The following is a 23,986-nucleotide window of genomic DNA, read 5'->3' as shown; positions in this document are numbered from 1 at the left end:
TTAAGCACCTTCCAAAATCTCTGCCGGATCAAATGATTTAATCACAGATTGCTCGCCTACTCTGACGGCTATCAGGTTGCGATCTACTAATGGTGCGATATCTGCAATTTTCTCAGTTGGCGCTGAGATAATCAGCTGGAGCCCCATACTTCGAATGAGTTTCAAACTTTCTTGAATACGCTGATGGTCCATTTTACTAAATCCCTCGTCAAAGATAACAAGCCGTGGTGTATTGTTATGTGCACTGACCTTAACTCGATACGTTTGCATAAAAGACGCAAGAACTGCGATATAAAATGGTGTTTGTGTTTCTCCTCCGGATTTAGTGGATAAGTCTTTAGACAATCGGGATGAAGAATCGTTTTCTCCAAGTTCGATTAAATCGAAATCTAAATAGGTCTTATAGTCAACAAACTTCGCCAGATTCTCTTCTAATTTCTTCAAATGTTCACGTGAGTAATCCTCTCCCGTATCAAGAATCTGCTTAAACAGAGAGTCAACAGCTTCAGAGTGCTTTTCCATAAATTCAAAAGAGAAAAGCGTAAAACCTTGGACCAAGAGATCATCCATGATCATCTTGTAGAACTCAATATACTGAGGGTTAGGTCGCATATCGAATACATATCGATTTCTACCGAATGGGGAATTAGCAATGGAATGATTAAGATCGTTTATCTCATCTCGGACATTTTCGATATTCGCCCGTAGCTTACTAATAAAGTCCTCTTGGAACTGTACCTGTGCTCTGTGCTTCGCTAGATTAATTTTTTCTTCATAGTTAGAAAGAGCAGTATCTCGGAGTTGGTTTAGCTCATTGAGCCAGGCATCATTTGTTAAGTCGGTATACTTTAATGAACATCCTTTATTCTCCGATCCATATCGATCTCGTAACTGAACGACTTCATCAAACCCTTCTTTCTTGTTCACCCTGATTTTCTCTATAAGTGGAGTAATTGTAGCTATCACTTTATTTAAGCTCCCGTATTTCTTAATTATTTCGCTATATGCCGATTCACCAAGTTCAGTTCGCCACGGTAATGGGTAGGATGATTCAATCAATTTTCTGGATTCTACTTCAGCACTTTCATAATCAATGTGTTTCTGAGCAAGTGTTTTTGAATCATGAATTAGTCCGCCAATTTTCTTGTCGGTATCAGAATAGAGAGCTTCCATTTCCCGGACACTAGCTTCTAACTGTTTTTTTTCATCGTGATAATTGTGGAGTTCTTTTTGATCAAAACGTAAAAGTTCACTTTGCGCCGTATCAACTTCATGTTGACGTTCTTCAAACAGCATAGCCAACTGAAGATAACCCATCGTTGAGTCGCTACTAAACAAAATCGATAATTCAGAGGTGCTCCACGGTTCACGGTTGGACCAAACTCGATAAACTCTTAATTTTTCATTACACCGATCCAGCTCAATTTGTAATGCATCTAGATCCTCTTCGCATTGTTGGATTTGCACCAATATGGAATCCCGTCCAATATACGGAGTTTTATATGTATTTGGATGAATTTGCCGGGCTACATACCCTTGATACAACATACACCCTGGAGTAATAGCACGATCATATTTTTCGAATTCATTGACATGAGTAGCCTTCATAACTTGGCCTAATAAAAAATCTACATAAGCTCTTGCAAATGGATCATCAGTATTGATTTCTTCGGCTAAACTACCCTTAATCACACGCGGGCAGGCTGCCATAATCCTTTTGACATCAACAAGACCAATATTATAAAGTTTTTTCTCATGTTTGATTTCATCATAGATATTCAATGCATCTTTAAAATACTTCGGATCTACAATCAAATAAAATTTTTGAGTGTTCAGGTACCCTTCAATCGCATTTATCCAGACGGGATCTTTAATCTTTAATAGCTCACAAAAAACGGATACTTGCACCTGTTCTTGATATTTCTCACTCAGTCTCGCTATGATTTCATTTCGCAAAACAGACACACCCAGATCTGGGTATTCTTTGACTCCGTTTCGTAATGAATTTAATTTACTCTCAATAGTTTGAAATTGTTGTTTTAATGTTTCAAGTTGGTTGGCCTGGGATGCGACTTCTTGTCTAATCTCTGATAAAAAGCTTTTAATCACATTGTTAAGTGAATTTATTTCTTTATAGTTGAAAGCGAAAGGGTCTTTTTCATAATTATAAGAAAAAAGATGAAACGTTCTCTCTAATTCGGATAAAGTAGAAAATTCTGAACTAGAAGAACGTATTTCAGAAATCACTGCGTTCCACTTTCTAAGTGGTAGACCAATCGCATTTTCTACTTTTTTTCTAGCAGATTCAGAGTCGGTTAGTTCCTTTTTCGCAATCGTAAACCGCTGGTTTAGATTATTCCACGCACTCTCGATCGATGCATTTGTTTCAATTAAACTCAATAATTCTTGCCTTTTCAAAGCAATTTGGTCATATAGCTCTCTTTTATGATTTTCCTCAATCTGAATCGCTTCCTTGTTGTCACGAATAGCCAATAGATTGCGTTCAATGGATTCTATTTTTTTATCTACCTCTACCCGGTCTAAGTAATACTTATGCAGGTGTTCTTCATCGATGTAGCCTTGATATTTTTGAAATTCCTCCTCGATTTGCTCCAGTTGCTCTATCTGCTTCTTGATTTGAAACATTTGGCGTTCCAACATCTTATAATGTCGAATATTATCTCGCAGATGTTCGATATCTATATTTTCCTGTGAATTACAGACAAAATTCGTGATGAACTCCTTGATATTCATAATTGGTGAAAAAGGCACAGCCTTACGTAAAAGTTCCGTAAAATTAGATTTAACTGGACCGAATAATTTTTTCATCAATTGTTGGTAACGTTCGGGAGACTCGACTATTTCCCAAGTCTGTCCAGGGTAATTCTGCTGAAAGAACGACTTTAGCTTATCCAGATTCATGAGTTTACTGTTCTCGGTAAAAGCATGATCAGGTAATTTATCTTCATACACGACGTATCTCATGTCATAATCTAGATCTTTGTAACAATCAAAAACTGCCCCAATTGTAAAATATGAATCATTCTTTGTGTCATGAAATTCGGCCATTAAATACGTGCTAAAAGTCTTTCCTTCACGTTTATATACATAACTGGAAGTGTTGTCATTAAAACCAGTAAGTTCATAGAGATAACCTTTTAATGAGCGGTTTGCCTTCTCATTTGCAGCCTTATTAAAATAACTACCTCTTTTATCACCAATTAATATAAACTGCAACGCATCAATAAATGTTGTTTTTCCCGCCGCATTTTTACCAGTTAAAAAATTCAGCATAGAAAAAGGGATAGTTTGGTTGATAATATGGTGCCAATTTCTAATGTAAACCCGATTTAAGAGTTTCATTGCGCTTCCCCCATCTCTTCTCCTTCAGATAAATCTTCTGCAGCAATTGAATCTGATGTCAGCGATTCTAAATTCCGAAGCTTCTCATTATTTATGAGTTGCAAAATAGTGGGTAAGATTAATATGCGAGAGTCCTCGCTCATGTCGTTCCCATCCATCCGTTCGATAATCCGATAGTACTTGAGAGTTTGAAGTGCTTCAGACAAGTGGGTTTTTTTGGGGCTTTTTTCATATAGACGGAATAATTCAATCTTCCCCTTTAGTTCACCTAGTGATGTTGTCACATGATAGCTTAATTGTAGTTTTTCACGTTCTTCTTCATAGATCAGACGAAGAACGTATAGCATCACGGTCTCTAGTTTATCCAAGGTTTTTCTTTGACTCCCAATAATGTTGGAAACTGAACAGAAACCATAAATATCATCGATTTCTAGTTTCCAACCAGACAATAATAGGTATTCTCGTATTTCATCTTGATAGCGGGTAATGAAATGGAAGTCACGATTAGTTGATATTGAGTAAGTTTTGGGATTAATACTGTCTCTCACCACAAATGTGTGAGACAAGAGGGCATTAACAACTTTAGCGAACTGTTCTTTTTCCGGTTCGCTAAACCCCGTATATGTATCTAAAAACTTCAATGGGACCCACCCACCTTTTTGTATAACATATTTGGAATTCGGTATCCATTAATGAGAACATCGCCCTCAAGAAATTCAATGTCAAAAGGGATATCTTTCTCGTCACTAATAATGACGGAAATAATTGTGCTTAGGAAATCATCTATGTCGTTTATTGCCAGTTCACTGCTGAATTGTTCACTTTTAGTTTCAAGCAGTTGCTCGATAAATTGAACCACTTTCTTGCGCGTAATTGCCCTCTTCGCTTTTTCTTTCAACTCATTAATCTCCTGTTTCATAAGAGATTCATCTACAGCTGCATCATTCATATCGTCGGGTTCATGTGGTTGTCTCCGTTTTTGCCTTTTAAATAACGATTCTTCGCTAATAAATTCCGTTCGAAAGAAAGGTAAATTTTGAAGTTCATTTACAAATTCCATGGATTTCGAATTTCTAGATTGATTTAATAGTGAGACTAAGCGACCTTTAAAATCGCGATCCCTGTTCGTTAAGTACTGAAATCGTTGTACTGTAGCCCGTATATACGCATTGTGCTTACGATCAATTTCAGCAACCAACCGCGGCAATACAATCGTATAGATATCAATAATCTCATTGATTTGATGTAATATCTCTTCTTGAGCAGAAGCCTTATTCAAATTTCTTGATCGAGAAGACATTGTTTCAATGAATGGATCATCTATCATCCAAGAGCGCAAAATGCGGGTAATGCTGACCTTAAAACGGTCCACACTATCAAATGTCTTGAGTGGGTGGTAGATCCTCTCATTGACAGCTTCTTGATATTTATCAAAATGTTGCTGAAGAATGCCGCTGGCTTCGGAAATATCTTGGACCATGAGATGGTATCGGCGCATATTATTCAATAGCCGAATTAAGTTATCGCGAAGTTCGAGCGTCATCCGGTGAGTTTGAACTAGAGCATCATACGCATACTCCCCTTTCTCTTGCTCAACACCTCTTAATGTGAAATAAGTAGATGAGACGATCGAATCGTAATCCTTTTGCTGATCATCATTAATATCTTTTAGCACAGTAATAATCTTTAAAGAATAATCAGGGATAATAAAGTATTCATCAAAAGAATTAAATGTTTGCTCCGTTTCTAGCCACCCAGTTTCCCGGAATTTTCGTAAAAGGGCATGAGCTCGTTCAGAAATATTTGTCTCTAGCAACTCATTTTCTTCGCCGTTATAATAATATATCTGCTCCTCAAGAGAAGATATTAGCAGAGATACCAAATCATCTTTGCGTACGGTGATTTCACGTTGGAAACATTCAAGAACAACAAATAAGGCTCTCAAATAAATATGACGATGTTTTGAGGATAGTAGGGAAAAGAATGAATCAGGGATAGTATCAAATAGAGGCACCAGACCAACTCCTCGCAATTTAAAATCCTTATTGTCTCTTTTCAACAAACAAATTTCGAGTCAAATCAACAAATTAATCATTTCGACAGATTGATCGCGATTTCCTTTTATTAGGAGGGAGGAGGAGTCGTGCATTTTGACATTTACATGCACCAACATAAAAGAGGAAAGCGCACGTATTGTCGCTTTCCTCTTTTATGCGCTTACCGCTTATTAAAAACAAACAGAATAGAATTCCAATAGTGTTTGTTATTTCCCTCCGCGTGCAGTTCCTCTCAAACCAGGCCAAGCATTTCTACCCTTATTCTATCCCATGAATCCCCAACACTCGCTTCGCCAAATCCACCTGCTCATGATCCAGCTCTACTTTCACGCTACCTGCACGTCTTTGTTCACGCCACTTCACCAGATCCTCTTCCGTCTCTAGCTTCAACTCCGCAATCTCTGCAGCACGGTCAAAAATATACTTGGACGTATACAAGGCTGTGTAAATTCCACGACCGCCCGGAACGATCGGTTTATCCCGCTTTAGCCACTGCTCGATCGTAAATTTCACATACAGCTTCTCCTCCGAACCTCTTCTCGCAGGACGTTCGGTAATCTCCTTACGGCGAAGTACCTTCCAATCGACCACCCGACCATACCAGTGAATGCCGGTCTCTCCGGTAGGAGCAAATTTGCCTTTCGACTGATATAGGGCAATATATTCGATCTGGGTTAACACCTTGTGCTCCGATACATTTTCAAGCGGCATATGATAAAAGCCCAGCGACAACGCCTGATCCAACTGGGAAGGCTCGCGTAACGAACCGACCAAAACATTTTTCCCAGCCATTTTGTTCTGATAGTAACTCTTCGTACCTCTTGGGCGAGTAGAGCGTTCATAGGCTTTTTCCGGACTGTCCATAATGATCTCATCCAGAAAGGCTTCCATCAGATCCGTGGAGTTAGGTAGGAATGGAAAAGCCCCTACATTCACAAGCTCTATGCTTTTATAAAAACGGTGCTCTCGGAACTTCTCTTCATCATGATACGGAAAGAGCACATAAGCACCAAACATACTCCGTTCATATTCCTGTCCTTGCCCATCGGCATACACAATCGCGTCCCGGTACCGATGCATCGTGTTAATATCATCTTCCTCCGGGCCCGGCTGCTTATATTTATCATAATAATAGGTTCCTTCGTAGGCTGGGTTCAGACGGTACTTGGCATCAAAAATATACTTGTACTCCACGGCAGCATCGTTCTTTTTCAGTGTCAGCACATTGTCCGGTCTCTGCCCAAGCGTCACACTCCGGTCACCTTTGGGAAGCGCATTGTAAAATAGCGTAAATACCTCTCCGTTGTTCGGGTTCCGGTACACCATTTTGCCTTGTGCAGACTTGTCCAGAGTCACAAAAATTCCGGTACGCTGCACCCTGATAATATCCTGTTTCAAAAGCTCATACTTCTGGCTAAGCAGATCATGGATCTTCAGGAAACACCAATACTCATACAGCTGTGCTAAGTCTTTCATCGAGAGGCGGAACAAATCGCTTTGGATCGCCAGCCCCTTCATCAGCATCAAGTAGTTGCGGTACACCTCACGGTACCCGGGTGCCATCTGCAGCACTAAAGAAACGGAGAACTGCTTCATTCCACTTACATTCAAAAAATCAAGCCTTAGCAGCCGTCTGATCTGGTTCTGCATCGAACTGATCTTATCCAGAAGAAGAGGATCCTGCATTCGGGTTGCCTTGGACAACCTTGTTTGCAACATCTTCAATTTGCTTGATATTCGCTCTAGTACCCATCGTACAAAACGATTTTCCATCGTGTCATACTCAATCCGCCGCTTTGTTTCCAGCGCATGACTGGGATACAAGGTTTGGCCGTTCACGGGAATGAAGCCAAGTTTATCATCATGGCGAAGCACATGCGGGTGCTTGCTCAGATACGAAATATTTTCTTTACCAGCCTTTTTAACTCTGGCAGCCTCGACCTTCCGCATTTCCTTTTCCAGCTTATAATGTGGCGAATGATCGATCCGTTCCACCGCACGAACCAGCTGCTCAAACACATGTTGCAAAATCGCAAAAAACTCCGTCAAGCTTTGGTGCTTCGTTTCTTTTAATCCAGTTAGATGATAGGTTTTCCGAAAAAAATCAAAGGACAAGTTATAGATCTGCCGATTCACATCGTCCAGGATCATTTGATAATCTTTTTTGTAATCCATTTTGGAAGGGAAGACTTCAAGCTGCAATTGAAAAATAGCCTGTCCACCTAGCCGGAGCTCCAACTCAGATAACCCTACTTCATTCTGGAAGTTCAAGATCCCGGATAGAATACTTTGACCAAGCGGCTTAATGGTCTGCCTTACGCTAGCATTCTCATGATGGAATGTTAGAGCAATCGGATGCTTTTTCTCCACCACAAGTTCATAGGATTGCGTTTCAAAAAACAAAGGCCGACTTCTCTCTCCTACCATCCAAGGAGTTAGGTCCCCCATTTCAGGTGTGAACATCGAGATTCGCTCAACATGCAGCTCGCTTGAAAGAGACTGAACCTGAAGGCTAGTATCAATCCACTCTCCGTCCTCCTGACGATGCAGCTGCATTGTTTCTACCGTAGGATGATAGGGCTTGCCCTGAATGTAAAGGTTAAACAGATTCGTCTCGATCCGCAGCAGCTCCACGCTTTGATTAAGAGAGCCAGTATGAGGTGAATCCATCTTCTTCTAACCTCCGCAGCATAAAAGCAATTTTCCGAGCGCTTTGAGGATGCTTCGCCTTCTTCTCCTCTTGGTTCTCATTCCACTTCAGATAAACTTCTGAGGCATCATCCAAAAGATTATTTATAGGTAACTTTTCACCTAACGTACCCTGCAGAAGTTTCAAAAGAACCCGTTTTACCGATAAGCTGCTACCTTGGACACGCGGTAAAATCTTTTGTAGAAGCTGGAGATCAAAGGCCTCCTCCTTAGAGAGAAGTCCAAACCGTTCATTATATATCATGTAAAAGCAGATCGAATCGCGAATCCGGAATCCCACATGGGAATGGATCTCTTCTAATATATGATTAATCTTTACGAGCTTCTCCGTGGTAGACTGAACCAGTTCCGTGTACTCCGAATACACATCAACGAGCTGTAAATACTCATTTCTTAGGAATGAATTATGCACAGGAAGAAGCGTCTCTTCCTCCCGAGACGTTGTCATCGGGTATTGCTGAAGATCGATATAGTTAAACTCAATCGTGTTGGCACGATCTAGTACCTTTTTGCTGAAAGGATGTGTCGTTTCGTCCATGTTGACTGTACCAATCAGGTACACATTATCTGGTATAGCCAAGCCTCCATACAGCGACTGATCCTCAGGCAGCAAGGACTCTCTATGGATTAATGCCGAAGTGACAATGCGGTCCTGCTTCCACTCTTGGGTTTCAATCACACTAAGGATATCGCTAAAATAGTACTCAACCCGCGCCAGGTTCATTTCATCTAAGCAGATAAAATACGGCTTATGCTGATTCTCCGGTTTTGAAGCATCCACCAGCACCTCAGCTAAACGCCCCGAACGGAATACACCAGACAAGTCTTTATATCCCAGCAAATCGGAAGGATCGCTCCAATCCGGCCGAACGGGAATGAGTGCAAACTGTCCATTATCTTTTGTCGCACCTACCGCTTCAGCAAACAGTTTCACAAGCTTGGTTTTACCTGTGCCCGATACCCCTGCCAGAATAACAAAAGGTTTGGTCTTGAGGGAAAGGTATAGGTTCTCGATCAGGCCGCCCGGATAGTGGAAGCCTTGGTGGGTGATGTGGGTTTTGATTTGCTTAACTTGTTCGGATACCGTGAGTGTACTCAAGGATGGGCTCTCCTTCCCGTCTACCGATGACGATTTATTATCAGCTTTCTTGTTTTGCAAAACATGCTCGACATACATTTTATAGTTGGTAACCACATTCTCTAGATCGGCCTGTAATTGAGCATCATCTGGAATCGCTCCACGATCATAGCGGATATATGCCACAGTAGAGACTTGGTAATCGCGTCCTAAACCGTTTTTAGAAGTAAGGTGGATGCCATCGTCCTTCTGCATACCCTCCAGTGGAAGGAGTTTACGCATCTCATTGGCTTTATCCTCAAGGTATTGGTAGCCTTCTTTCTTGCCTAGTTCATCCTTAGGTGCTGTAACACCTTGAGCCAATGTCAGGTAGACCGACTCCATATCCTCTGAGAATAAATAGACGATATATTCGCCATGCTGCGTCGTATCCGTAATCCGCTTATCCATTACCGCGATCCAAGGGATGTTAGCCCAGTTTCCTTGGCCAACAGAGCCTTGGATTTTATAGTTTGGACCGATAAAGGAAAGAGATTTAATCTGCTCAGGGATACTTTGTCTAAATAGCGTTCCTAGCGGGTGACCTGCAAAGGCCTGGTTTCTTGCAGATGTGTAACTATCCATAATTTCAGTTAATGCATGATGAAGCGAGAATACGTGTGTGGTCAATTTATCGTTATAACTTTGCAATTCGCTGAGAGCATATTGTTTTAACTCTTGAATAACCGAATCATCAAGTTGATCAGCTACATCCGGGTGGAAAGTGATTACTTGCTTGGAATCATCTATTTCTAGGATAGAGGACAATGCTTCTAACGGTGTCTTAAGCAAGGACATCGATTGGGATAAGGTAATATCACTCCATTGACTTGCCTTCCCAGGCGGTAAGTCTACTTTCTTCCCCTCGGCGCTATTCTCTTGAAAGTATGCCAAAAACCGCTCAGCGATTGTGCTGAGCGGGAAAGATAGAGACTTAGTTTGTTCATAGTATTGGATTAATGATAGAATCAGAATCATTTTGTAAGATTTCTGTTTCACACGAAAGATGGATGATAGTTGTTCTGGTAGCAATTGGGACCTCCAGGGTTATGTAACGTTGTAGGTTAAAATGCCTACTTAAGATGATTATATAATATCATCTTTTACAGCTGGAATGGAGGTGGATGTTAACCAAGAGCAGAACTTCCGTCACGAAGGTCGGTCTGTACTTTAGAAAAAAGGATGTCAGCTGAAATTTCACCGATACAATCAGGACCAAATCCGGCTTTTTTGACACATCATCTGTAGATAAATAATCAAGTATAATTAATGGAATAATTAATAACCCACTTATGAAGTGGGTTATTCGACTTTATGCAATAAATGCTTCATACGTTTAATAACATGATCCGAATCGGTCCTATCTTCCACATCCAGATTTTTGGTGCGATTTCAGGTATAACCCCTGTCTGTTTTTTTCAAGCGTAGACTTGAAAGAGAATAGATTCTTTGGATTGATATTATTTTAATCCGCAGTCAAGTTCCCCGATACAACCTTATTTGTAAGCTTTTTTACACAATTTAAACTAAAGCATAGATACATCTAGCCCCCGAGTCATTGGGAAATTAACTCCGAGTGCTGACCATAGCTGGTAACATATGCTGTCTCTTGCGCTCGTGTTAGTGCTACGTATAATAAACATTTTTCTGCGGTGATAGATTCTTCTTCTACTGTGGGATCTGTTGTAATAATTGCAGAGTGAAGCGGTACAACACGTTTATTCACAGCTACAACAAATACATGCTTGAACTCAATTCCTTTTACACGATGCATAGTTGCCATACGAACGCCATCAATATTTCTGTCGTCAATTTTACTCCGTTTGATTTCATATATTTTAATTCCTTTTGATGTTAAACCTGAAATATAGCTATCAAGCAATTTATGTGTACGCGCCACTATACAAATGCTCCTTAAATCAGTACCTAGTGAATGTAGCCTATTAATTTCTTCTTTTATATACTCCAATTCATCTGCTGCCGTATCGAAGTTCCTAATAACGGGCATTATACCGTGCGTCAATGATCGGCAGCTATCATCGTTATCATATTCAGTATCCAAATCATCGAAAGATATTCCTTTTAATAGGCCAAAAGCATATTTTCTAATTTCTTCAGTAGTTCTATAGTTTATTCTTAAACGGCTGCTTCTTCCTCGTATGTTAATCCCGCATTTAGATAAAATGATCTTATTCTTATAAATTCTTTGATGTGAGTCACCTACAATAAACATGTCATTTCGATGTTGGTCCCCTGCAATTGATCGTAAAAGACGGAATGCATTCATACTGAAGTCCTGAGCCTCGTCAACAATAATAGCAGAATATTGAGTCATATCAGGACTTTTCAAGATAATCAGTCTACATTCATACATGGCAGTTTCTACATCTCTAATCTGCCTATCTTTCATTAATGCCTGGTATTCTTCTATAACCTTCCATACATGTAGACGCATTTTTCGATCTAGCCGTGTGCCCCTTCCAATACGAGAGGCTTTCAAGTATGCCTCTCTTGTATATGTTTCCTGAGCAGAAACTACTTTCAACCATTCTTCCATAAAGAATTGTGATGTCAAACCGGAAGAATCCCCTGCGAGTACTATTGCTTCTTCCCAAATTTCTCTCAACTGTTCATCGTATGCAATTGTATAGGAAAATCCATGTTCTCGCATAAACTGCATAATCCAAGAATCCAGGTTCATAACTTCTATACGTCGTAGTTCATCTAGGGTGCATATCTTTCTGAGATTTTCTTTAATATCACCAGCAAGATTTGTTGTATAAGTTGTAAATAATATTTTTTCTTTGCCTTGTATTTGTGAGGCGAGATATTTTGCTCGATGCATGGCAACAACTGTTTTCCCTGTACCTGCGCCACCTAAAACTTGAGCAGGACCGGAATAATTTTTCTTCACGATTTTCTTTTGCGTTGGATGAAGAAACACCCTCCATTTTTCTAATGGTTCTGCCATAATCCGTCGAAGCTCATCCTCGCCTTCAATAATGACAAAACTTTTCTGGCTCCTTACATTATCTAATGCTTCCGCAAGATTATCGTTATTAACCGCCTCATCCGTTTCAGCCTTAAACAATTGAGATACCTCTTCCACTGTGAAACCATTAGCAAGCCATTCCAAAGCTTCGTAAGCATCCTCTGGAAATGAATCCTTCAATGAATATAGCATTTCCTCAGAACCTATTGATCTAACCAAAGTAATCTGTTCCAACGGAATTCCTAGAGAGATGAGTTCATTATCAGTTACTCCATCAAATAATTTGTTTATTTCTACTGAAACATTTGGAATTTCCGTAGTAACATCGAAGACTTGAACATTTCCTGTAAATGGATTGATAATACATTTCTTTTTCTCAGCCCATGCATATGCATCATCATGATGGTCTACCCATAAGAGAAGATAAACACCTGTCTCTTCCTGACGAACAACAATGCCTCGATAGGAATCATCGATACGAACAGAACAAATTTTGTTGTCTCTCGCGTTCTTGATTTTTTCATAGTTTATTCCTGATGATCGTGGATTATTTCTAAATTTGTTAATAAATTCCGTAACTTTACCCTGTATTTGCCTCGGTAATACAGAAAATGAAGTTAAAAAATCTGATGATATTGCCATAACAAATTTATCCATTAATTATCACCTCCTTTGATGCTTAATGGAATATCATCATTCAGGGTAAATACAATCCATCCTGCACATCTAAATGTTTCCTCATTATCAATCTGTTCCATCAACAAAGCAGCGACCTTCTCCTTTTCCCAAGCCATCTCACATTCAGCAATAACAGCATCATTTGCGTCTGTTAATTCATAACCGATAGATGAAGGTATTCTTGCATTACTGGATTGCAACTTAACGGCGAGTTCAATAGCTTCATCATCAAACAGGTCCTCTCTAATAGCTGACCACTCATCTGTTTCAGGTTGTATAAAAACATCAGAATCTTGCATAGCATTGTCGATGATCGGTAATTTACTATAAATCAATTGTTGAATGCCTGTAGTTGTTACTCCCACGAAATTATCCGAGAACTGCATTAAATTATAAAATTGCCAAAAACCATTCCAATCAGCTTCATATTTGTCTGTTCTGCTATCAGCTAAATCCTGAAGTAATGCGCATACAAGGGGCAGTGCTTCACCTTTCTTCTCTTTCATCTTTGATATTTTAATCCCAGAGAAAATCCTTATGTGAGTATTTGCCATACGGGGACTCCATGCTCCAAAAATACTCTCATTCATCTTAAAATCAGAATCGAAAAATTGAAATTCATCTAATATTTCATTAATATTTTCGTACCAATCCTCAAAAGCGCCCCTATCCGTAGCTTTGCGTATATCCAATAAAGATAAGGATACTGCCTTAGCATGAACATGAAATATCTTCTCCGCATTCGGCATCTCCAAATAGCGCATTAATAGCTCGATTGGAGTTGCCTTATCAAGCTGAAGGGCTTCTGCTTTACCGTTTTTTATTGTCGATCTGTATAGTGATGTTCCAGACGGCATACTCTCGGGAATAAAGGTAGACGTTGCATAATCACCTTGGTTTTTAAAAGTTGTTTGAATATCCTTCCAGCTAAATGTCCATACACGAAACACATTACTTCTTCTGATTGCCTCCCTTTTCAAAGTATCATCAGCACATCTATCTTTATGGTATAAAAATCCATCAGTGAATATCGCAACTGGTTTCTGTTCTTCAGATTTTCTTCTTGGCCACAGTACAAAATCCGCACGAGATTTCAAAGAAATACCATATCGGTCATCAAGAAGAACCTGTGGCTCGATTTCCCACGAACAATCTCCAACCTTGAGTAAATATCCTTCTTTTAAATTAATCAAAGCTTTTTCTATATGAACCGCTCTACTATCATTGCTCATCAATTCAAGTGCTTGGATAAAGCGACGTTCAAGTTCACTTTCAAAAAGTGAATTCACAGGCACTTTTCCTAGCTTTTCAATTTGCTCGATATTATCTTTTCCACTAAGAACTTGTCGCAGTAAACGAATAGCAGTTTTCCTAGAAATTTCTCCTATATTTTGACTTTGACGATAAGCGAACAAGCAACGATAGCAACCATCCTTTTGTGGATCATCTTTACAGTTACAATTTTCTAGAACCATAAGAGCCTTTTCAAATATTTCAATTAATGCATTGTCATGTTGCATCAACTGTTTCAGGTATCCCGTTCCACCTGGAACAGAGTCAAATATAACAAGATATTGCTTTCGATAGTCAGCATCCTGTACCGGAACTTCACTAAGTGCAGCACGCAAATGATCAACATTTCCAAAGTACTCTTTCATGCCAAGCATGAAGGCCGCTATAAACGATTCTTGTCTTGTTTTCGTGAAATCAAGGGTTGTTGCAGGAACAAGAATTCTTAAAGCCTCTGTTGCAAACTCCCTATATAAAAAAAGGAACTCCTCAAATGGTTCGTTATCACCCAACTGTGGGTTCTTAGCACGGCAGGTGAAAGTATGATTAGGTGTGCCATTATTAGATTGTATCCGCCCACAATATTTACAAATCTTAAACCCCTTTCGGACATCTTCTATACCGGAAACAGTAAGCCTTTCCCCTTGAATATCTCTTTCGCCAAAGTTAATTTCCCGCAAAGTAGCTTTCTTTACAAATTCATAACCGAACGGGAAATCGTCATTATCCATGCGATATGCTTTGTATATATCTTGATCTTCATCCACATCGACAAGCAATTGCTTACAGTAAAACACAGAGCTACGATCATCACTTTCATCGCTGATTTGAGCTTTATCATAAGGCATATTAGAGTAAACCATTTTCACTTTTAGCATGGTTCTTCTTTGCCCAGCATCGGCCCATGCGGGACTACCACACCGAGGGCATGCAGCAACATTAATATTGTGTGTATTTTCCTCTGCATGTGAACAGTTTGGGCAAAGCCTCCATTTCGCACGTTGTGCTGTTGCAAGATCGATTTGATTGATTTGAAGCTTCTTCCCATCCACATAAAAATTATTAGCTGGTGCAAATTCACTCAATGCTGACGATGCACTTCTGCTATATTCAAAAACCATCTTCTCAAAATTGCGTTTATTATCATCGATCTCAGCAGGTTCTTCTTTACGGAAGAGAACAGCTTTTAATACGATTCCTGCTTCCGGGAATGCATAGTTTGGCATTAACCCCTCATCAGACATAAAATTAAAAACATTCTTATTATTTAAACTTTTGACTACATTGCTGAGAGCATACAATTCGCTTTTTAATTCTTTGATTTCTTCTTCATAAGAAGAATCTTTCGGCTTGCTTTCAACAATTTTTATCAATTCCTTTAACTGCTTAATATTCACGTACATCGCATCTCTTTGTGACTTTAAAGATTCGAAGGCCTCAAGTATCTTCATATGCATTGGGCTATCATCCAATCCATTACCCTCTGCAAACCGTTCAAGTTCCCGAATCGTGTCCTCATCCAGGCCATCATTTGAACGTGCAAACATTTGAATGAAGGTTCGGATGAGGCTGGATAGATTGCTTTGTACAAAATATAGAAAGTTAAAAGGAAAGATGTCTTGAGGTCGCTGCGTTAGTTTGTTCAGACATATACCCACACGATCTGGAATAGCATTTACCGAGACACCACGTTTGATCCAACTGTCCATACAATAAGCAACAAATTGTCTTTCCAAAACAGCAGAAGCACGCAGGAATATTTTTGGAGGTTGAACCATTCCCTGTATCATTTCCATAGGTTCGGCATAAAAGTAAAGATCATAAGGCCGTGCATTCGCTACTGCAATGGTTAAAGCATTACCATCTTTACGACCAGCACGCCCTGTCCTTTGCAAAAATTGAGCCTGAGCAGGCGGCATACTGCACAATACAACTGTAGAAAGGTCACCAATATCAATACCCATCTCCAAAGTAGGCGTACAGGAAAGTAAATTCGTATCCCATGGTTTCTGGTCCTCATGACCTCTTTTGAATATGCGTTCCAGCTCTTCGCGATTATCTCTTTCCAAAAGACCAGTATGCTCTTGTGCAATAACACGGACCATATCACCATTACTATATAGCTTTCCATAGTATCCAAGCTCTTGTTCTTCATCTTCAATTAGATGTCCACCACAATGATTACGAATACACGGAGCATCCTCCCATAAGGTGCTATTATCTCCTGAGGTTGAAACCCCTGTGCCGCACTCATCACAAACAAACTGTCGCACACTTGTGGATACCTTAACAGCAGATTTATTAATAGCATAGGCAACATAGCTTGGTGGTGATTGAATAGTATTAACAGTACCGGACTTAACAAGTTCATCCAATATGATATCAGCAATATGTTCTGGTATATCTTCACCGATTAGAATCTCATCGATACAATCATATATCCAATCGACGTATTTTGACCCCCTAAGTCCATCAAAGCTTCGAAGCCGTTTCATCCCTTTAATCGGTTTATAAATGAAACGAGGAACGTTCCGACCAGCCTGTGTTCCTGGCATCCATTTTCTATCTTTTATAAGTAAAAAGTCATTACCATCGTTATTCGTAAAAATATCATAAATCGTATCATTAAAAGCCCCGTTAGAACGCATGATATGTAAAAATCCTACAACCATACGCTGGAAAACTTCAGGTTGATTCTTAGTAAGCACTCCAATTTCATTTGCTGTTCTTTTACTGACCCTATCTGCTATTTTTTTTATATTTGGCACATCAAAACTTAAAACAGAACAGCCTGACTTCTCAAGAGTTCTCCCAACACGGGACCTCCTACCAAATTCCAACATAATTTCATATTTTATTCGATTTTCTATACCCTCCATAAGTTTTGTTGCTTCACTGCTATGTCCTAAGATTCCCTCAGATTTCATTTTTTCATATGCACGCATCCAAGTCATATTGGGTGCAATAAATAAGCTTACAAATTCTTCATCTGACAAATTCTTGTGCCAGTGTTCTACAAAACGTGTTTGAAATATATCTAAAGTCAAATCTTTTCCTTCACTAAGTGCGAAACGCTGTATTGCACCACGCAATCCAAATTTCCATGTTCGGGAATTAAAGAAGCCCGCTCGATGTGAGGCATCCTGAACATTATCAGAGAATGCAAGCAGTTTCTTATCGTCATTAAATTTTGATGAGTATAGCTGTGTTACTTCAGCGCTAATCGCGGTAGCACTTCTTAAGCCCATTAGCGACAATCCATGGCCACTTCGGCAAAACGGACAAACAAAATGCTTAAATTCACCTTTTCCTTTAATATTGTCTCGAGGCAGAATAACTTGAATGCTTCTTTTACCACAGGATGAACAACCTTTTACTCCATCGCCTAAATCAAGTTGTAAACAATCTGTGCATAGACGAGCAGCAATCATACCTTGTGGTATGGTTCTTCCATCGTAAGGATATACCATTTTAACTTTACTATCCTGGTTAAAATACAAATTATAAAAGGTATCCAAGTTAACCATTTTCATATTGTTTCTTTCATTGAGGATGCCAACCCAACCTGTTTCCCCACAATCACGACAGTTTACAACGGGCAAATAATACTTGGCCTGATTTTCATTCAAGTCTGTTGCAATAGCATATTCAATGTTATCTTCACTCACTTTGGCTAGTAACCTGCGTAGTTCCCTCATCCAAAACTGTACTTGAACATTTAAAAATGGACGCAAGTTCCCTTCCGTTCCGATTCTCGCATGGGAAATCAGAGCAAATAACGCATCAAGTGCCAGCGAAGGATCGCTTAGTTTAGAAATGTCATGGAATCTACCTTTTAATTGTTCACAGATATATTCGTCCTGTACATATTTTCCCGACATAATTCCAAGCATTTGCTGTAGGAAGCTGTGCTTCATCAACTGTTTGCCAATTCGCAGCCTACCCTTATCAGACATAATATCTGTTCTATCAAAGCTATCTTCAAACCAGCTTTCAGCAGAGCATGTCAGGTAAGAATCTAACTGACCTTCGTTAATAAGGGACAATAGATTTTGGCATTGTTCTTCTGTAGGATATGAAAAATCCTCCATTTCATATCCCGCAAAAAATTCAGAAACAGTCAATCTGTCTTCGGTAATAACAGAGTTGTCTTCAAATACCTCTCCAAAAATACTGCTGGCATATTCTCTGATGTATTGTGCACTGTCCTTTGATCCCATTGTTGCAGAAGTTCCTACACAGCACAGATAACCCTGCTGGGTGTATAAGCGTGCTTTTAAACGTCTTAATAAGCACGCCAGGTCTGTTCCTTGTGCACCGTCAAATGTATGAAGCTCATCAACTGCTATATATTTCAAGGTATCGGGATTATTAGCAGCCCAGAGATTTGCATCTTTAGGCCGTACTAATAGATAGTCTAGCATCTTATAGTTGGTCAATAGGATATCAGGAGGATTAGATAACATTGTTTCATGGTCGGTGATAATTCGATCCTCAGTCATCATCCGAGAAGCATTTCCCTCATACCCTCCGACATACATCCCCGCAGTAACATTTCCCCGTAATTCAGGGCTTTCGTATATGAGTTCTGCAATACGCTTTGCTTGATCGGAAGCGAGTGCATTCATTGGATAAATGATAAGCGCTTTAATTCCAGCTTCTCCACGATGTTTATAACAATACTCAAGAATCGGATAGAGGAAGCACTCCGTTTTACCACTGCCTGTACCTGTGGCAATCAAAGTGGAACGGCCATCTTCACCCGTTAACCGTTCGAAAGCCCGTTGTTGATGCAGATAAGGTTTGTATTTAGGATGGATAGCATTAAATATTACAGTCTCCTCCTGGGCAACTCTGAACGGCAAACGTACAGAAACATAGGGCTCACGAAATACTGAGTTTTTTGTACTCAGCATCTTTGATAATGTACCCTTAAAGGCATAATTAGACATAGGAAATGTTGTTTCAATGTAATCACATAATCCTTCCTGAAGCTGCCTTGCAAGTACTGACGGTATCACTTACTTTCCCCTCACTTCATGTTAAGTAAAATAAATTTATACATTACACTTTTCTTCAAAGAATTCCCATGCTGTTTCATAATCCTGCTCCCGATCACATCGATCAAATGGCGCCAAATATTCAATGGTCCGTTCCACTGGACCACCGGGCATAGTATCGTCTGTAATAATATGATAGTATTTTTCGCCCGCTTTGGCATTCTTAATCGACTCGAACTCTGGACGACTGAAGCCAACACTCGTTAAGCTACGATTGTTGGTAAATACAATTCTACCGTTTTTATCATACCAAGTGTCTGCCTCGTATTGTTGTAGTACAGGAAATTGGATACGGTATATGGTTTTCAGCTGTTCCAAAGTCATTCCTAATGCCATTGCGGAAAGCACATCAATCTCAACTAATGCCTGCCTGCGTTCGTAGTCGGTACGCAGAGGCGTGTCCCAAGTCCAATCGGGAGTGAGGGAAGTGAATTTTTCAGGGCGCAAGCGGGGATCCTGCTTCGACCAACTTTCGAAACCAGATACAAGCTTGAATGATTCACTCCATAACTGTTTATATTCAGATGTTAGGTAATTTAATAGTATACCTCTCAAACATAAAGATTTACTTATATCGTCTAAGTTAAATATAGGAAAGCGTCGAACTATATCAGCCTGAAGATTGGATTTCCCCAAAACCTTCACAAGAAAGTCATAAGGTATTGAAGCACAAAGACTTACAGCTTGTATTGCCATCGTAAGGCTGTTAAATGATACACCAAAGATACCATGAATGTGGCCTGTAGCCTTGGAGGGTATCGCTGAGATCAGCGTCCTTTCACCGCTCAAATTAAGCATTTTTCGTGCAATAATGCGAAAAGATTGATGCACTTTATCACCCCACCCAGTTACAGGTATACGCTGATTATATTCACCTATCTCACACGCAGGTGAATAATTACACCTTTGTAAGTAGTCTATTGGAACAGTAGTTAGATCGATGTTGTCATAATCACTATTCAGTCTACACTCCTTACGAGATGCTTTAAATAGCGGATTTGCAATACCAATGTGTGGCCCAGAATAGATCATATCCAACGTTGATTCTGGAAAATGTACGTTTCGCACAATTGTCCCGTCATTCTGTGAGTTAGTTTCGTGCCACATTTCTGTTGTAAAAATCCCATTACGAATACTCCCTAGTGTCTCATCCTGATTAGCAAAACAAAACAATACCTCAATCAACGCCTGTGCATGAATTATCGGTAATCGAGCCTGTTTCCAATTATCGCTACCATCGAATAGCTTTGCAAAAAGTCCAAGCTCTTTCTTACTGACCTTAACAACACGTCCGGGATGACCTTTTACATTCCAGTTATTATCTTCATCTTTAATTCCTGGCAAAGCACCAGTTACTGATTGGTCATAACATTGTTCAATAGTATCTACAGCAAACAGATTCCCTATAGTATCAAACGATGAAGATGCTAAATTACAATACACATTCAAACTAAATACTGTGTTATGATGAACTTCAGCAAATAATTTCAACTCGTTAGTGAATTGAAAATGTTTTCTAAGCTTTGGATATAGTTTTTCCCTCAAAACTCCACCTTTTGGATCATCATAAATACCATCAGGATGTATAAAGGCACTTACACCTATTTTGCTACCATAATCCCATGCCTGAGGTAAAAAGCATTTATATAAATTTGTCTGTTGTCCTTTTAAATCTCCATAATTTTGCACAGCATTCAAAAATCCTTGTGTTCCCGAAATAGATTCATACTCTTCAAGGTACAAAGCCATTGTTCTAGCATTTTCTAGAGCTCTAGCCCTGTGCTGCGTGGTCTGTGTTGCAGTCAAGTTTTTTACCGCAAACATTGGATTTCTATCAGATAAAACAGCCTGTTCATTCCATTCCATCTTAATCCATGGTGGGTTACCGATTATCAAATCAAAGCCACCACGCTCAGCAAACAAATCGGCAAACTCTAACTCCCAGTGCATAAACTTCTGCTTGTCAGCTATTTCCTTTACCAAGGCAAGGCGAGGCTGTTGCTGACACAGCCTTGGAATATCTACAACCCCCATTCCTGCATAAAGTTGATTTATATTCAGTACCAACTGCTCCTGCTCATTTGGAAATAAGGAAATTTGACCCATCTTGACTTCATTACTAACACCTTTTAAAGTGTCGATTGTACCTTCCAATATCAAATACATATCAGCAATGAATTCACTTCTTGTAGGCAAAAGCTCTACTTTTTCGATAGGCCAAAACCAAAAGGAGCACCAATAGTCCATAGCAAATTTAAGCCTTGCATATGGCCCAGCATTTCTTTGCTCCTCTGATTTATAGAGTGTTTTATATATCTTGTCCTTTTCACGGATTGTCGTATGGGAAGATTCCGTTTCAGTATTTTGACCGTAAACTTTTAGAGCATCGGAAGTTTTTTCGTTTACTTCTTTACGCAAATTTATTTGCTTTTCCCATAGTTCATCAATAATCCTAGACAGTCGTAATAAGTTTTCAATGTCATCATCATTATAACGTCCTGTAAATTTTTTATTCCAATCCTTGATCATTTTTATTTCATTAGGTAACAGACTTTTAATGACTTTATCTGTATAGTTTGCCATACCTGGGTCACCCGTAAGAAAGTGATACACTTGTTTTTTAGGCATACGCTTACTATCCATAGAAACACGATCTGGAGCACTGTCATACCAACGTATACCACTTGATGTTGTTTGCAACTGCTCGATACGATAACATTGCCTTCTTGCTCCAATCAGTGAGTTGCCGCATACGAGCTGAGTTCCAAACCATGGTACAAAACCACCTTTATATATTGTATTTAGCCATAACGATACTTCCGCAAGCTCCACTGCAATAGGATTCAAGTCAATACCAAATACATTACGATCCGCGATGTACATTTTTACTTTTTGTAGCTCATTAAAGCGTTCTTCATGTGAAATAGATTCTCCCATTTCCTTCTGTTTCTTATCTAAATAAGCCTCAGCCAACTGATTGATGGCTTCGTTCAAGAACGCAGCGCTCCCCATAGCGGGCTCACAAATGGTAAGATTCAGTATTTCATCAGCGGTTTTCCTTTCCATCAACTCTTTTAACGCATGCTTAACTAGACATTTTGTTAAAACTTCTGGCGTATAATAGGATGCGGATTTTTCTCGTTCACGTCCAGCGAGTCGATAGATAAATGTACCTTTATCGTATTTGCGGAGCTTTCCATCATGGTAACGAGCACGTTCGTCCTCTGTATAATTTTCAAGCTCATGTTCGGGAACAAAATAACCAACATCAAGTTCATTAAAATCATCACGAGCACGTTTTACTTCGAATAAGGTTTCTTGAGCAATAAACCCCCGATAAGACAACAGGGCTTCATATACCGCTCCCATCTGGATAATGCCAAGAGCAGCATAGGAAATACGCCCACGGCGATCGTTTCTTCGCCCTGTAGGGCGAGTGATACTCATAAGATCTATGATCTTTAGCATAACACTGTTCCGCAACTTGGCATTTGTAAGCAGAGGTGTATACTCTGGATCAAAAATATGTGCTTTTAGAGGGTCGATAACAAAAATATCATGGAAGGACTCTATTGAAGACAACTCTTTCAATTCCTCTTCGGTCTTTGGATAGCCGTTATATATTAAACCAAATAACTGTGATAGAGTATCGTTTAGATAATAACCTTCACCTACTTCGTTAATTTCTTTTCTTATATTGTCCGCAATGTCCCTTAGACTTTCGAGAGAATAACCCTGTACATAGGCTTGCGATTTCATTGGTGCGTAGCCCAGTTCTGGCCGAGCTTCGATAAATAGCACAAACAACATACGATACATATAACGCAAGCACTGAATAGACAATTCTCCGGCATCAACGGAGTTTTCCTCAAGGTTAATTTCTTGTCTATGTGCCATGTCATAAAGCACTTCATTACCAAGCAATTCAATTGATTCACGTAATGCATATTTCAAATCCTTAGAAACTCCGCTAGCATGCTTATGACTATTCTCTTCAAGAGCATCCAGTAGTGGGGCTCCTTCTTCAGGGCAAAGACTGTCTTTGTGCAGGAGAACGGCCATCGCCTGTAAGGTGCTCTCCTCACGACGCCGGAATATTTCTTCGAGATCAAATTCAAGATATCTTTTTTCATTCCATTTGTTACGGTCAAGTAGGGCAATAACATTCTCACCGACAACGATCAACCAACGTGGGGCTTCTGTTATTGAAAAAAACAGCTTCGTCACCATCTCTTCGTTATTAAGAGAAGACCTATTAGGTTCAAGGCCGTCAGCGGTATTTGCATCAAAACAGTATTCATGCAGTAATGCAGTTTCTTCGTCGTACTCTTTGTGGGAAAGCATGATCCAAAGCAGTGGAGCCCCGTTTTGCTTTTTAATTTCCGAATAGATGTATGCATGTTGCCGTCCATCATCAACAGGAATAGTAAATGATTCGGACTTTTCATAACCAAGAGCAGATAAATAATTATCAGCCATGTCTCGAATAAGTGAGAACATATGCGAAGAACGAGAACGGGAACTTTTATCATGCATTACATAATACTGTTTCGCAGACTCTCGTAGTAACGACCACGGAGTACGCAATTCTTCGTTTTCTTTGGCAGAAATACGCCATGCACTGATAGTTTCAGCAGCATTTTCCTCGAATATAGAATTTAAATAATGGTTCGTATAATATTCGTTTACATTCCTAATTCCAGTTAAGTCAATAGACATA

8 protein-coding genes are annotated in these 23,986 nt (G+C 39.6%); all 8 read right to left on the bottom strand.

All coding sequences use genetic code 11. The features are described from left to right. Positions 1-3,363: an ATP-binding protein gene (locus ACFQV5_RS01540; RefSeq protein ID WP_379242912.1), complete on the bottom strand. Its 3,363-nt coding sequence runs from the start codon at positions 3,361-3,363 to the stop codon at positions 1-3. Further along, entirely contained in the window at positions 3,360-4,004 is a 645-nt protein-coding gene (locus ACFQV5_RS01535; RefSeq protein ID WP_379242910.1) for a DUF4194 domain-containing protein, read from the bottom strand. Before ACFQV5_RS01535 ends, ACFQV5_RS01540 begins: the two co-directional genes overlap by 4 nt. Further along, positions 4,001-5,377 carry a Wadjet anti-phage system protein JetA family protein gene (locus tag ACFQV5_RS01530; protein ID WP_379242908.1) on the bottom strand — a complete coding sequence of 459 codons (1,377 nt, stop codon included), beginning with the start codon at positions 5,375-5,377 and terminating at the stop codon, positions 4,001-4,003. The genes ACFQV5_RS01535 and ACFQV5_RS01530 overlap by 4 nt, the downstream gene beginning before the upstream one ends. A gap of 301 nt (positions 5,378-5,678) precedes the next feature. Beyond that, complete coding sequence (locus ACFQV5_RS01525) at positions 5,679-8,090, bottom strand: DUF2357 domain-containing protein (RefSeq protein ID WP_379242906.1); 2,412 nt, start codon at positions 8,088-8,090, stop codon at positions 5,679-5,681. Then, the gene (locus ACFQV5_RS01520) at positions 8,062-10,278 is read right to left on the bottom strand and encodes an MrcB family domain-containing protein (protein WP_379242904.1); all 2,217 of its coding nucleotides are present in this window, start codon (positions 10,276-10,278) and stop codon (positions 8,062-8,064) included. The genes ACFQV5_RS01525 and ACFQV5_RS01520 overlap by 29 nt, the downstream gene beginning before the upstream one ends. Before the next feature lie 523 nt (positions 10,279-10,801). After that, positions 10,802-12,895 (bottom strand): UvrD-helicase domain-containing protein, encoded by a 2,094-nt coding sequence (locus tag ACFQV5_RS01515; RefSeq protein ID WP_379242902.1) that lies wholly within the window; start codon positions 12,893-12,895, stop codon positions 10,802-10,804. Next, the gene (locus ACFQV5_RS01510; RefSeq protein WP_379242899.1) at positions 12,895-19,227 is read right to left on the bottom strand and encodes a DEAD/DEAH box helicase; all 6,333 of its coding nucleotides are present in this window, start codon (positions 19,225-19,227) and stop codon (positions 12,895-12,897) included. Before ACFQV5_RS01510 ends, ACFQV5_RS01515 begins: the two co-directional genes overlap by 1 nt. Before the next feature lie 36 nt (positions 19,228-19,263). Next, positions 19,264-23,985, bottom strand: coding sequence for an Eco57I restriction-modification methylase domain-containing protein (locus tag ACFQV5_RS01505; RefSeq protein ID WP_379242897.1), 4,722 nt, complete (start codon positions 23,983-23,985; stop codon positions 19,264-19,266). Position 23,986 lies beyond the last annotated feature (1 nt).

Source organism: Paenibacillus sp. GCM10028914, from assembly GCF_042666275.1.
Taxonomy (GTDB): domain Bacteria; phylum Bacillota; class Bacilli; order Paenibacillales; family Paenibacillaceae; genus Paenibacillus_AQ.
The sequence above is the reverse complement of the archived record's forward strand: the minus strand, read 5'-3'. Positions and strand labels throughout refer to the sequence as shown.